This window comes from Fundidesulfovibrio agrisoli (assembly GCF_022808715.1).
Classification (GTDB): Bacteria; Desulfobacterota; Desulfovibrionia; order Desulfovibrionales; family Desulfovibrionaceae; genus Fundidesulfovibrio; species Fundidesulfovibrio agrisoli.
In genome coordinates, this window is sequence record NZ_JAKZKX010000010.1 from 20,995 (window position 1) to 33,722 (window position 12,728).

General features: G+C 66.1%; 10 protein-coding genes. 4 read left to right on the forward strand and 6 right to left on the reverse strand.

The window, feature by feature from the left end; all coding sequences use genetic code 11:
* Window positions 1-342 precede the first annotated feature (342 nt).
* The 3 genes from MLE27_RS09165 to MLE27_RS09175 form a co-directional block, all read right to left on the reverse strand.
* Window positions 343-864 carry a hypothetical protein gene (locus tag MLE27_RS09165; protein ID WP_243311763.1) on the reverse strand — a complete coding sequence of 174 codons (522 nt, stop codon included), beginning with the start codon at window positions 862-864 and terminating at the stop codon, window positions 343-345.
* A gap of 124 nt (window positions 865-988) precedes the next feature.
* On the reverse strand, window positions 989-3,148 hold the full coding sequence (locus MLE27_RS09170) for a PAS domain-containing sensor histidine kinase (RefSeq protein WP_243311764.1): 2,160 nt from the start codon (window positions 3,146-3,148) through the stop codon (window positions 989-991).
* A 124-nt stretch (window positions 3,149-3,272) separates the two neighbouring features.
* Window positions 3,273-3,665, reverse strand: a complete 393-nt coding sequence (locus MLE27_RS09175; RefSeq protein ID WP_243311765.1) for a hypothetical protein — start codon at window positions 3,663-3,665, stop codon at window positions 3,273-3,275.
* A 424-nt stretch (window positions 3,666-4,089) separates the two neighbouring features.
* On the opposite strand from MLE27_RS09175, the gene MLE27_RS09180 reads away from it, so the two are divergent.
* The 3 genes from MLE27_RS09180 to pstA are packed head-to-tail and all read left to right on the forward strand — an operon-like array spanning window position 4,090 to window position 6,736.
* Window positions 4,090-4,899, forward strand: coding sequence for a PstS family phosphate ABC transporter substrate-binding protein (locus tag MLE27_RS09180; protein WP_243311766.1), 810 nt, complete (start codon window positions 4,090-4,092; stop codon window positions 4,897-4,899).
* Window positions 4,900-4,959: 60 nt separating this feature from the next.
* The gene (pstC, locus tag MLE27_RS09185) at window positions 4,960-5,853 is read left to right on the forward strand and encodes a phosphate ABC transporter permease subunit PstC (RefSeq protein ID WP_243311767.1); all 894 of its coding nucleotides are present in this window, start codon (window positions 4,960-4,962) and stop codon (window positions 5,851-5,853) included.
* 13 nt (window positions 5,854-5,866) lie between these two features.
* Window positions 5,867-6,736, forward strand: coding sequence for a phosphate ABC transporter permease PstA (pstA, locus tag MLE27_RS09190; RefSeq protein WP_243311768.1), 870 nt, complete (start codon window positions 5,867-5,869; stop codon window positions 6,734-6,736).
* Window positions 6,737-7,285: 549 nt separating this feature from the next.
* Here the strand turns inward: pstA and MLE27_RS18150 are convergent.
* Window positions 7,286-9,934, reverse strand: coding sequence for a methyl-accepting chemotaxis protein (locus tag MLE27_RS18150; RefSeq protein WP_243311769.1), 2,649 nt, complete (start codon window positions 9,932-9,934; stop codon window positions 7,286-7,288).
* 204 nt (window positions 9,935-10,138) lie between these two features.
* Here MLE27_RS18150 and MLE27_RS09200 point away from each other — a divergent pair, with 204 nt between their 5' ends.
* Window positions 10,139-11,347 (forward strand): PhoH family protein, encoded by a 1,209-nt coding sequence (locus MLE27_RS09200; protein ID WP_243311770.1) that lies wholly within the window; start codon window positions 10,139-10,141, stop codon window positions 11,345-11,347.
* Between the two features lie 179 nt (window positions 11,348-11,526).
* Here the strand turns inward: MLE27_RS09200 and MLE27_RS09205 are convergent, their stop codons facing one another.
* Both MLE27_RS09205 and MLE27_RS09210 read right to left on the reverse strand, forming a co-directional pair.
* Window positions 11,527-12,276: a sulfite exporter TauE/SafE family protein gene (locus MLE27_RS09205; protein WP_243311771.1), complete on the reverse strand. Its 750-nt coding sequence runs from the start codon at window positions 12,274-12,276 to the stop codon at window positions 11,527-11,529.
* 9 nt (window positions 12,277-12,285) lie between these two features.
* Entirely contained in the window at window positions 12,286-12,660 is a 375-nt protein-coding gene (locus MLE27_RS09210; protein WP_243311772.1) for a carboxymuconolactone decarboxylase family protein, read from the reverse strand.
* Window positions 12,661-12,728 lie beyond the last annotated feature (68 nt).

The following is a 12,728-nucleotide window of genomic DNA, read 5'->3' on the forward strand; positions in this document are numbered from 1 at the left end:
TTATTCCCTCTATTTTTCCATTTTGATTCTTGCTGGGGCGTTCATCACAAGGCTAGACACGTGTGTATTTTGTTATTTTAGGTGGTAACATGTTTGCGAGTTATGATCTGCGGAGATTGCTTGGCGTCGTTGCGTTTAATATTGTTATTTATTATGTGTACATGTATGACAATTTTAAACTCTGCAAGCTGATGTGCTATTTGCCGAAATGAGGTTGGCACATTGACGCTGATTGACTCCAAATATATCAAGGCGGGGCATTGCCAATAGAATAAAGGCAGGCCGGGCGCGGAGTGAATTCGATTGGCCCTAGCCTGCCTTTTCTGCTGTCAGCCCCCTGTGTTAGTCCTGCCTATCGCAGGTGATACCATCGCAAGTACCAGGAATCGACCTGGTGCCTTCGACGATCTCATCCCAGTGATCATAAATCGGGGGAACCAATGCCGTGGCTAGGCCAGCCCAACCAGGCGTTGTGCCTGTTCCTCCGAGCATTTTGGAAATTGCCATCCCGGCTGAACCTGAAACGATGGATTTCCCCATTGATGTGGTCGCATCCTGCACAATGGAAGGCTTCTGTGGCGGCGTCGGCTTCCAAATGTCCGCTCCGATCCGCTGGGCTTCCTCGGGCACGGCCACCTTTGGGAAGTCGTCCCGCATGTCCTTTATTGTCGCCCTGCTGGCCGGGGTGAGGCCTTCCGCATTGCCAGGATCACCCGTGTTGTTCGCCACCTGGCGCGTGGGCGCGTTGAAATCCTCCATTGGCACAAGGTCAACGCCTCCGTTGAAGCCGTAGCCGTAGGGGTCACCGTCCCTTTCCTGCTGCCTGATGTAGCTCTCCGCAATCGGGTCGAAAGTCGATTCCATGTGTGTTCTCCTTGTGGGTTCCGGGTTTTCGCCGGATTGAAGAACACACATCATACCCAGGACGGGCGGCGTGTCTCCCCATATAGGGCTATGTGGGGAGAAAGTTGAAATTATCCGCTGCGCCTCACTCCCCCCCGAGCGGCAGCCTGATGATGAACGTGGTCCCCTCCCCGGGGGTCGAGCGCACCTGGAACGTGCCGTGGTGGTTGCCGGTGACGATGAAGTAGCTCACCGAGAGCCCGAGCCCCGTGCCTTCCCCCACGTCCTTGGTGGTGAAGAAGGGCTCGAACACCTTCTTGCGCACGTCCTCCTCCATGCCGGGCCCGTTGTCCTCCACCTCCAGCGCGGCGTAGTCGCTCCCGGCGCGCAGGCGCAGCGTGATGCGCAGGGGCTCGTCCTTGACGGGGCGGTCCACCCCGGCCTGGGCGGCGTTGTCCAGCAGGTTGAAGACCACCTGCTGGATCTCCTGGGGCGAGCAGGGCACCTTGGGCATGCCGGGCTGATAGTCCCTGACGATCTCGATGCGCCGGAAATCGTACTTCTTCTTCAGGTCGTAGTGGGTGGCCGCGATCTCCAGGGTGTTCTCCAGCAGTTCGGCCATATCCGTGGGCACATGCCGGGAGGAGCTCTTGCGCGTGAAGCTGAGCATGTTCTGCACGATCCTGGCGGCGCGCTCCCCCGAGTGCCTGATGGCCTCCAGGAAGCCGAGGATCTCCCTGTTCTCCAGGTAGCGGCGCATGGCCGCCAGGTCGAGCCCGGCCTCCTGTGCGGCCCTGGCGTTGGCGGGCAGCTCCGGCTCTATCCTGCGCAGGATGTTCTGCACGGACTGCAGTATCCCGGCCAGCGGGTTGTTGATCTCGTGGGCCACGCCCGCCGCCAGCCCGCCCACGCTGAGCATCTTCTCGGTCTGCACCATGAGCTCGCGCAGGCGGACGCGCTCGGAGATCTCCGTGAAACTGACCACCAGCATGTTTTCCCCGGTCCTGAAGGCGTGCACCTCGAAGGTCCCGGAGATGACGCCGTCCTTGTAGGTGGTCTCGAATGACTGCGGGGGAAGCTCCCCCAGGGCGACACGCAGGTATGTCTCCGGGATGTGGGTTTTTTGCAGGGCCGGGAAGGCCTGCAGCAGCGTCTTGCCGTAGAGCTCCTCGTGCGTGATGCCCAATAAGCGGTCCGCCGTGGGGTTGGCCAGGGTGAAGCGGAGCTCTCCGCTTTGTTCCAGCGTGTAGAGGTGCATGGCCGAAGGGGAGCTCTCCACGATGCTGCGGAACCGCTCCTCCGAGCCGCGCAGGGCCTCCTCGGAGCGGATGCGCTCCGAAAGGTCCACGAGCATGGCCACAACCAGCCTGCCGATGCGGGCCACGTGGAATCCGATGGTGTGGACCTTACCCGTCTTGTCGGTCACTTCCCGTTCGGTCGGGGGCAGCGTCTCGCCGGACGGCTCGGGGCTGCTGAAGCGATTGTCCCAGTCGCGCCGGACCCTCTCGCGCATGTCCGGGTCGGGGTAGGCCTGCGTCCACCAGGAATCGATCATGGGCACGTCCTGCGGCATGTAGCCGAGCAGCCTGGTGAAGGCGGGGTTGATGCTGAGCGAGCCAGTCGAGAGGTCCGTCACGGCAATTGGCAGGGGGGAGGCTTCGATGAGCCTGCGGGAGTATTCCTCCTGCTCGCGCAGCAGGAGCTCGGCGTGCTTGCGCGTGGAGATGTCCACGGTGAACCCGTGGATTGACTGTTCGCCGGTGAGCGGATCGGCCACCATGCTGGCGCTGGTGGATACCCATACCGTGCCCCCGTCGGAGCGCTTTCGCAGGCTCTCGAAGTTGTACACGGAGCCGTGTTCGCGCAGCCTCTCCAACAATTGGATGCGGCGCTGCGGGTCGGCGTAGAGGTCCTCGCCGATCTTCGTGACGGCGTGCAGGAAGGCAGCGGCGTCGGCGTAACCGTGGATGCGGGCCAGGGCGGGGTTGGCGAAGAGGAAACGGCCTTCCGGCGTGGAACGGAAAATGCCGATGGGCGCGGTCTCGACGAGGTGGCTCAGCCGTTCCTCCGCCATGCGCACGGCGGAGCCCTGTGATTCGGCTTGGCGCTTGACGCGCACCAGGGCCATATAGAGCAGGATCGCCGTGACCACCACGAAGATCCAACCTTTGAGCGTGCTCGCCAGGATGAGCAGCCTGGGGGCGTTGGCGAAGAGCGCCCCCATCAGCTTGTCGGACGTGAATATCCACAACGCGCTCAGCACGGCATAGGTGACGGCGACCCTTACAGGGGTCGGGTTGAACATGCTGCGCGCCTCCCGAAAAGCTGGTCGAAGACTTGGGGGGCCCAAGGCGAAAGCCCGGGTCGGGGGACAAGTTATACCATGGGGGGGAGGTGGTCCAGCCTCAAACCCCGATCCGGCATGAAGATCAGGCCACGGCCAGATAGGTCCTGCCGCGCGCGGCGTCGGCGCGCAGCAGGTCGCGGGCCTTGGCGTAGGCACGCAGGCCCTTGCGCCAGGCCGGGTCGGGATGATCGGGGGGCGGATCCGCCAGGGCGGGCCCGGCTTCGCTCCAGGATGCCTCGAACACGCGTTCGGAGGCCTTCTGGGCGTCGCTCCCGGCCTGCGCGGCCAATGCGGCCCGGGCCAACGCCCCGCCCAGGCCCGCGCCGCCCCGGCTGTCGGGGTCCACGAGCACCTCGCGGGAGCTGTAGTCCAGCCCGAAGCCGCCGATGCGCACGCCGAAAGCCCGCGTGACCACGCGCGCGGAGAGGGCGTCAAAGGGGGGATTGGCGGAGTTGCCGGTGCGTGAAACTTCCATGGACGGTCTCCTGGGGCGGCGGCCCCGAACAGTATGCGCCACGAGATGAGGGCGCGGTTCCCGTCCATGGAAACCGAGTGAGGCGAAGAAAAGATAGGATGGAGTCGGAAGTTTGGCAAGAGGTGGGAAAAATCTTCATCTCAAGCGAAATCCGTGCCATGGTGGTGCGGAATCCGGCAGGCGGGCGGACTGAACCCAGGCGATGGGCGACCGCCCAAAGGGATAAGCAGCGTCCGTAACATTCCGCTCGCCCGGCCGGCGTCCGTAACCGCTCGCCATTTCAGGGTTCCGGGTTTCCTTGGCGACAATGTCACGCATTCTCCCGGGGGGCGTAACAGAATCGTCACATGCGGTTCCTAGCTTCCGTGCGCCGCCGGGGGGCTTCTCCGGCCGTAACCCAACCAACCACAGGGAGGCTTATCCGATGAAGAAACTCTCCGCATTCCTCTTCGCCATGCTGCTCATGGCGGGTGTCGCCCAGGCCCAGTCCATCCGCGTCGACGGCTCCACCACCGTGCTGCCCGCCATGCAGAAGATGGTCGAGGCCTACATGAAGGCCAACCCCGGCGTGAACATCACCGTCTCCGGCGGCGGCTCCGGCAACGGCATCAAGGCCATCATCGACGGCACCACCGACATCGCCATGTCCTCGCGCGAGATGAAGCCCAAGGAATTCGACGCCGCCAAGGAAAAGGGCCGCGTGGTCAAGCCGGTGGAGATCGCCATGGACGCCCTGGCCCCCATCGTCAACCCGGCCAACCCCCTCACCGACCTGAAGGCCGAGCAGCTGCAGGGCATCTTCTCCGGCAAGATCAAGAACTGGAAGGAAGTGGGCGGCGACGACAAGGAGATCGTGGTCATCTCCCGCGACACCTCCTCCGGCACCTACGAGGCCTGGCAGGAGCTCATCATGAAGGACCAGAAGGTCTCCCCGGCGGCCCTGCTGCAGGCCTCCTCCGGCGCGGTGCTCCAGGTGGTGAGCAAGAACAAGTACGCCATCGCCTACGACGGCTACGCCTACGTGAACAACACCGTGAAGGCCCTGAAGGTCAACGGCGTGCAGGGCGGCGAGAAGTCCGTGGCCGACAAGAGCTACCCGGTCTCCCGCCCGCTGTTCATCATCGTGCCCGAGTCCGCCTCCGCCGACGTGAAGAAGTTCGTGGACTTCATCATGGACCCGGCCAAGGGCCAGAAGATCATCGCCGAAGTGGGCTACTTCCCGGTCAAGAAATAGGTTCGCAACCTGAAGCGGCCCTCCCCCGCGAACCGGGGGAGGGCCTTTTTCGGAGCTTACGTGGCAATCAGCAGAAAGCTCAAGGACGACCTGATCCGCTACTTCTTCCTGGTAACGGCCATGATCTCGATCATCGCCCTGGGGCTGATCATGGTCTACCTCTTCCTGGAAGGCCTGCCCCTGTTCAAGACGGTCTCCGTGAGCGACTTCCTTTTCGGGCGGTTCTGGTACCCCACGGCGGACCCCGGCGAATTCGGGATCATGCCGCTCATCGTGGCCTCGCTGGCCGTCACCCTGCTGTCGTCCTGCATCGCCATCCCGCTTGGCGTGATGACCGCCGTGTATCTGGCGGAGATCGCCGGGCCGAGGACGCGCAGCATGTTCAAGCCCATGGTGGAGCTGCTGGCCGCGCTGCCCTCGGTGGTCATCGGCTTCTTCGGCATGGTGGTGGTCGCGCCCTTCCTGCAGGACACCTTCGACCTGGCCACGGGCCTGAACATGTTCAACGCGGCCATGATGCTGGCCTTCATGTCCGTGCCGACCATCTGCTCCGTCTCGGAGGACGCCATCTACGCCGTGCCCCGCGAACTCAAGGAGGCCTCCCTGGCCCTGGGCGCCACCCACTGGGAGACCATCCGCCGGGTGGTGCTGCCCGCCTCGCTCTCGGGCGTGTCCACGGCGATCATCCTGGGCATGTCGCGGGCCATCGGCGAGACCATGGTGGTGCTCATGGTGGCGGGCGGCGCGGCGATCGTGCCCACATCCATCTTTTCGGCCATCAGGCCCATGCCTTCCTCCATCGCCGCCGAAATGGCCGAGGCCCCCTTCCGCTCGGACCACTACCACGCCCTGTTCGCCATCGGCGTGGTGCTGTTCCTGTTCACGCTGGTCTTCAACATCATCGCCAGCCACATCGCCGAGAAGCACAAGCAGGTCGGCGCGGCGACACTCTAAGGCGGAGGCGGAAATGGAAATAAGCTCCACGCTCGTGCGCAGAAGAAAGTTCGCGCAGTGGTCCATGTGGAACGTGTTCCGGGGGGCCTCCCTGGTGAACGCGGCCGCCCTGGGCCTGATCTGCGCGTTCCTGGTGGTCAACGGCCTGCCGGCCATCTCCTGGGAGTTCCTGACCCAGCCCCCGCGCGACTCCATGACCGCGGGCGGCATCATGCCCTGCATCGTGGGCACGGTGATCCTCTCGGTGGGGGCCATGCTGGTGGCCTTCCCGCTGGGGGTCTGCGCGGCCATCTACCTCAACGAGTACGCCCGCCCCGGCCTGACCGTGCGCATCATCCGCCTGGGCATCGCCAACCTGGCGGGCGTGCCCTCGGTGGTGTTCGGCCTGTTCGGCCTGGCCTTCTTCGTCACCTTCTTCGGCATGGGGGTGAGCATCCTCTCGGGCGTGCTGACCCTGACCATCCTGGTGCTGCCGGTCATCATCGGCACCGCCGAGGAGGCCCTCAAATCCGTGCCCAACACCTACCGGGAGGCCTCCCTTGGCCTGGGGGCCACCAAGTGGCAGACCATCCGCCTGGTGGTGCTGCCCGCGGCCCTGCCGGGCATGCTCACCGGGGCCATCCTGGGGCTCTCGCGCGCGGCGGGCGAGACAGCGGCCATCATGTTCACGGCGGCCGTGTACTTCGCGCCCAAGCTGCCCAAGTCCGTCTTTTCCGACGTGATGGCGCTGCCCTACCACATCTACGTGCTGGCCACGGCGGGCACGGAGATCGAAAAGACCCGCCCCCTGCAATACGGCACCGCACTGGTGCTCATCGCCCTGGTGCTGGGCATGAACCTGATCGCCATCGTCTACCGGGCCAAGCTGCAGAAGAAGCGCTGATCCGCACGCCTGTTCTCCTGTCCTCCTGCCTGCGTGACAGCCCCCGGTTCCAGGACCGGGGGCCGTCGCCGTTTGGGGGCCTCGCACTTCTCGTCAGCTACTTGGGAGAACGCGAACCCACTTGGGATTCCAAAGGGGGGAACCCCCTTTGGCCGCCGGAGGCGATTACCGGTATTTGTCCCCGCCCTGGCTCCTGCCGAGCAGCGGTTGGCGATATTTCGCCCCTCGTCTTGTGATCTGGCGTTCCAAAGTGGATACGTCCCGGGCGGCAATAGAGCCAGCGACCAGATATCCCCTTCCGGCGGAATCGTGCGGGGCCGCAGCCGGAGTGGGAGCCGGTACGGACAGGACCGAAGCTTGGCCGAGTTGGGCGTGGGCTCTGATTGTAGCACCCGTAAGAGCCAAATCGCTGGCGCACAAATCTGCAAACGTGAAAAGCCCCAACCCGGGGCCTTTCGTGGCGCTCCAGGTGGGGCAGGGTGGGGGCGGGGTGGCCAGGCCTCCCCGGGGATCATGCGGCAGCGGGAAATCCGGCCGCCAGCGTGCGCGTTACATGCGCACGCTGGGCAGGGCGGCTGTCACGCGCGTGGGGCGGTCCAGCAGGGCCTTGGCGGGCCTGGGCTGACGCTCGGCAGCTTTTAGAGCCGGTGCGGGGAGTCCGGCCGGGCCGCCGGGCAGGGCGGGTGACCCCGACTCCTCCGGCGCGGCGTCGGGGTTGACCATGGAGTCGATGAGCGCCTTCAGCCCTCCAGCCTGGGAGGCCAGGTAGACCACGGCCTCGGCGGTCTGGACCATGCCCTCGCTGGTCTCCTGGGCGATGGCGCTCACGTCGGCAACGGCCGCGTTGACCTGCTCGTGCGCGGAGGACTGCTGCTCGGCGGCCTGGGCGATGTGGCGCACCTCCCTGGCCGTTGCCGAGGTCAGCTCCACGATGCGCGCCAGGGATTCCCCGGAGCGCTGCACCTGCTCGTTGGCCTGCTGGATCGCCTTGAAGGAGCGCTCGCTGCCCTCGATGTTGAGCCTGGTGAGGCCCTGGATGGAGCTGATGGCCTGGTCCACCTCGCGGGTGGCGGCCATGGTCTTTTCGGCCAGCTTGCGCACCTCCTGGGCCACCACGGCGAAGCCGCGACCGGCCTCGCCCGCGCGGGCGGCCTCGATGGCGGCGTTGAGCGCCAGGAGGTTGGTCTGGTCCGCGATGTCGTCGATGACGCCGATGATCCTGCCGATGGCCCCGGCCTGTCCGCCCAACTCGTGCATGCTCGTGAGCTGCTGCTGCGAGAGGCGGAACACGCTGTCGATGGAGCCGATGCACTCCGACACCACCTCGGAGCCCTCGCGGGCCTGCTCCTGCGCGGCGTCGGAGCTGGCGGCGGCGTCGGACGCCCCGCCCGCCACCTCGACCAGGGAGGCGTTGACCTCCTCCATGGCGGCGCTGGTCTCGGCCAGGCGCGCGGTCTGGTGGAGCGCGCCAGTCTGGATGCTCTCCACCTGGCCGGAGAGCTCCTCAGCCCCCTGGGAGACGTGCAGGGCGATCAGGTTGGCCTGCTCGGCCACGCGGGTGATCTTGCGGTTCTGGGCGGCGATCAGGTCCTGCTGGCGGCGGATCTCGGTGAGGTCTGTGAACAGGGTGAACACGCCCAGGGGCGCGCCGTCCAGGTCGTGCAGGGGGGCGCAGTCCTGGCGGACGAAGAAGGCGCGGCCGTTCGCCCCCGCGCCCGGGGTCTGGGCGTCCAGCACGGGCTCGCCGCGTTCACGGCTGCGCCTGGGCGCTTCGGACAGGGCGGTGCAGGCGGCGAAGAATGCGTCCAGCTCGCGCCCGGCGTACTCCTCGGGCTCGCCGTCCAGTTCCATGAGTTCAAGCAGGGCGGGGTTGACGAAGCTCACCTGGCCCCGGGTGTCCGTGACCAGGCAGGGCACGGTCATGGCTTCGAGGATGCCCTGGGAGAAGCCGAGCTTGTTCTTGAGCTCGCCCACCATGCGGGTCAGGCCGCCGGCCAGAGTGGCAAGCTCCGCCTTGAAGCGGCCGGAGAGCTCGGCATGCAGGTCGCCCTCCGCGATGCGCTCCAGGAAGACCCGCAGGGACTCGAACGGCTGGCGGATCTCCCGGTTGACGAAGCCCAGGGTGGCGAAGAGCACGATGACGGCCGTCACCAGCCCGAGCACCAGGCTGGCCTTGGTCAGGCGGCTCACGGCGGCGAAGGCCTCGGCCTCGTCCACCACGGTCACCAGGGCCCAGGTCACGTCGCCGGCCTTCACGGGGGCGTAGGCGGCCAGGACGTTGCGCCCGGTGACGTCGGCCATCAGGCCGCCGCCGGTGGCCCCGGCCAGGGCCTGGGTCACGGCGGGCATGTCCATGCGCCCCTTGGCGGGGGCCGCGAAGGAGGCCGCCACGGAGTGGGTCTCGGGCCGGGCGGCGAAGTCGGAGCGCATGAGCAGGTCCGCCCCCACCAGGAAGCTCTCGCCGGAGCCGGACTCGCGCTGGCCCGAGGCCAAGGCCGGGGCCATGCCCGAAGTCATGCCCGCCGTCATGCCCGTGGACATGACGGCGGCAAGATCCCTGGGGGTGAGGCGCAGCAGGGCCACGCCGTCGACGCCGCCCACGTGGTTGCGCACCGGGCAGGCCACGAAAGCCGTGGGCGCGCCGTCCAGGGGGGCGTAGGGGGCGAAGTCCTCGAACACGGCCTCGCCCTTGAGGGCGCGCCGCCAGGCCTTGCCCAGGGGGGAATCCTTGAGGGGGCCCTTGTCCAGATCCTCCCCGAGTTCGCGCCCGTTCTTGGCGGAGAAGAGCACGCGGCCGTAATCGTCGGCGAGCAGGGCGTCCTCGTAGCCGAGCACCGTGACGAAGGGGGTGAAGGCAGGGGTCACGAACTGGAGCAGGTCGACGTATTCGGGGTCGGTCACGTCGGCGCGCACCCCGGGCTTGACCTTGCCGGTGAAGCTGTCGCGCAGCATGCCGATGGCGTTGTAGACCTCCTTCACGGAGGCGTAGATGCGCACCTCGGCCATCCAGCGGGCCACGAGCTGCGCCAGGGCCTGCCCACGGGAATCACGAACGGACTCGACCTGGCTGAATGCCTGCTGGGCGAGGCTGTCCGAGGCCTGACGAACGCTGTAGACCCCCATGAACAAAAGGGGCACAATGCCGATGAGCAGACAGAAACCCACCAGTTTGGAGCGCAGGGTGAGGCGTGTTTTCACGGGATACTCCTTCAAGAATGACGGCCGCGAAACTAGCCCCGGAGGGTGATGACTTGAAGGAATCAAGGTGACGCTTGTGTGACGAACCGTACGATCCCGTGCTGCCGCGCGCCGGAGGGCGCGGGTCATGGTTTCGTCACATGGCGGGGATACTCTGCAACTGCCGCGTGAACGCGGTCATACCGTCCGTACAAGGAAGGCCCTATGACCCCAGATGGCAGCGTCAAGCGCAAGAATTACGTCATCGACACCAACGTCCTCATCGAAAACCCCAATTCGGTCATGGCGTTGCGCAACGGCAACGAAAACAACATCTTCATCCCCTACCACGTGCTCATGGAGCTGGAGACGCTCAAAAACACTCCCAAGCTCCGCCACATCGTCTCCAAGGTCATCGCCAACCTCATCGAAAACCGCGAGCACATCACCTTCATCCGCAACGGCGAGTCAGAATCCCCCTTCACCAACATCGTCGACAACTACATCCTGCGCGAGATCGAGTCCGCCCAGGACATCCCGGACCCCATCCTCGTCACCAACGACCGGCTGCTCCAGCTCCAGGCCTCCCTGCGCAACATCCGCAGCGAGGAGCTGCGGGACTCCAAGCCCTTCGAGTCCGAGTCGCAGCTGTACACGGGCATCGTGGACGACCCCAAGGACGCCCCGCCCAACTCCTTCTTCTGGCGCGACGGCAAGGCCGTGCTCCTGGGCCCGGACGGGGAGAAGACCATCAGCTACGTCAACGACGTCTGGAACCTCAAGCCGCGTACCGCCTACCAGAACCTGGCCCTGGAGCTGATCGTGGCCGAGCATGTGGACCTGGTCTCCATCCAGAGCGAGGCCGGGTTCGGCAAGACCTACCTGGCCCTGGCCGCCGCGCTCTATCTGACGCTGGAGCGCAAGCTCTACGACAAGATCTTCGTGGTGAAGCCCACCATCGAGATCGGGGCGAAGATGGGCTTCCTGCCGGGCGACGTCTCCGAGAAGATGGAGCCCTACATGAAGTACGTGTTCGACCTGCTGCTCAAACTGCACAGGCTGCGCCCGGCCAACAAGCTCTTCCACAACCCCAACGAGGAGGTGCTGCGCTTCAACGCCAAGAAGTTCGAGGTGCTGCCCCTGGCCTTCGTGCGGGGCATGAACATAGAGAACGCCGTGGTCATCATCGACGAGGCCCAGAACCTCTCCCGGACGGAAGTGCGGGCGGTGCTCACCCGCATGGGCGAGGGCGTGAAGTGCGTGTGCCTGGGCGACACCTCCCAGGTGGACAACCCCTACCTGAACGAGGCAAACAACGGGCTCAACTGGATCGTGCGCAAGTTCAAGGGCTTCGCCAACTACGGGCACATCGTGCTCAAGGGAGACCGCTCGCGCGGGCCCATCACGGACATGGTGCTCAAGAGCAAGCTGTAGACGCTCGCAGGATATGAATCAGCCGCCAGCCGGTGCGGACCGGCTGGCGGCGTTGGTTTCCGGCTGGCCCGGCTGGTTGCGTTGCGTCCCGAAGGCGGTAGCGCCGGCCGCGCGGCGGGGCTGTTATTCAAATACAGCACCGCCGCGCGGCCGGCGCTACCACCTTCGGGGCGCGCAGTTCACTGCGCCAGCAGCAGCGCAACCCCGCCCTGCCAGAGCATGGCAAGGCCCGAGGCGGCCAGCAGGGCCAGCAGCACGCGCCGGAACGCCTTGTCGCCCACGCGGCCGCAGAGCGCCGCGCCGGAATACAGCCCCAAAGCCAGTGCGGGCATGGACCAGGCGTACATGGCCAGCACCGGCGGCGTCACCAGCCCCTGCAGGCCCTGCACGCCCACCGCGCCGATGCCCGCCAGCAGGAAATAGGTGGTCAGAGTGGCGCGCGCGGCGTCGCGGCCCCAGGGCTGACAGGCCACCCAGGCCACTATGGGCGGCCCGTTGACCCCGATGCTCACCCCCATGCAGCCCGAAACCAGCCCCGCCACGGTGGCCCAGCCTTTGCGCGGCGGCCCGTCGCACCTGGGCGGACGCAGCGACTGCGCAGTCAGCGCCAGGATCGTCGCCCCAAGAAGCGCCTTCAGAGCCGAGTCCGGGGCGTCGCGCAACATGAGCCCTCCCACCGCCATGCCGGGCACGGCCCCCAGCAGCAGCCTGCGCACGGCGCCGCCCTGGATGTGGTGGCGCAGCCGCTGCGTGAGCATCACGTTGATGGTCACGGCCATGAGGCAGCCCACGGGCACCGCCGTACGGACGCCGAGCATCGCCACCAGCAGGGGCATGGCCACCAGGGTGGAGCCGAACCCGGCGAAGCCCTGGGTGAACCCGGCCAGGGCGGCGATGCCCGCCAGGGCCGCAATGAGGGATGCGTCCACGGCCGATTCCTATCGTTCGCCGCCAGCGCGCAGCGCCTCGGGGCCGAACACGTCGGCCATGACGTCCAGGGCGAAGCGGGCCGACACCGTGGCCGGGCCGCCGCCCATCTCTATGCCCACCTCCACGGCCTCCAGCACCTGCCGTGGCCCGGCCCCGGCGGCGGCCGCCTGCTCGATGTGCCACTGCATGCAGGAGCGGCAGTCGATGACCACCGAAATCCCCACGGCGATGAGCTCCTTGACCTGTTTGGGCAGCGCGCCGTCGGAATAGGCGGCCTTTTCCATGTCCAGGAAGGCCTTGTACACCGGGCTGCCCATGGCCAGCAGCCGGGCGTGGGCCTTCTTGCGCTCCCTGGTGAGCCGGGAAAGTTCCTCGTCGGGCATGGCCGTCCTCCCTGTTCGCAGATTCAGAACAATCAGGCATGATGAAAGCCGTTGCCTTGAGGGGTAAT

Excerpts from the sequence above, each read along its gene's own strand:
- MLE27_RS09165 (WP_243311763.1), bottom strand. The coding sequence starts at position 864 with ATGGAATCGACTTTCGACCCGATTGCGGAGAGCTACATCAGGCAGCAG.
- MLE27_RS09170 (WP_243311764.1), bottom strand. The coding sequence starts at position 3,148 with ATGTTCAACCCGACCCCTGTAAGGGTCGCCGTCACCTATGCCGTGCTG.
- MLE27_RS09175 (WP_243311765.1), bottom strand. The coding sequence starts at position 3,665 with ATGGAAGTTTCACGCACCGGCAACTCCGCCAATCCCCCCTTTGACGCC.
- MLE27_RS09180 (WP_243311766.1), top strand. The coding sequence starts at position 4,090 with ATGAAGAAACTCTCCGCATTCCTCTTCGCCATGCTGCTCATGGCGGGT.
- pstA (WP_243311768.1), top strand. The coding sequence starts at position 5,867 with ATGGAAATAAGCTCCACGCTCGTGCGCAGAAGAAAGTTCGCGCAGTGG.
- MLE27_RS09200 (WP_243311770.1), top strand. The coding sequence starts at position 10,139 with ATGACCCCAGATGGCAGCGTCAAGCGCAAGAATTACGTCATCGACACC.
- MLE27_RS09210 (WP_243311772.1), bottom strand. The coding sequence starts at position 12,660 with ATGCCCGACGAGGAACTTTCCCGGCTCACCAGGGAGCGCAAGAAGGCC.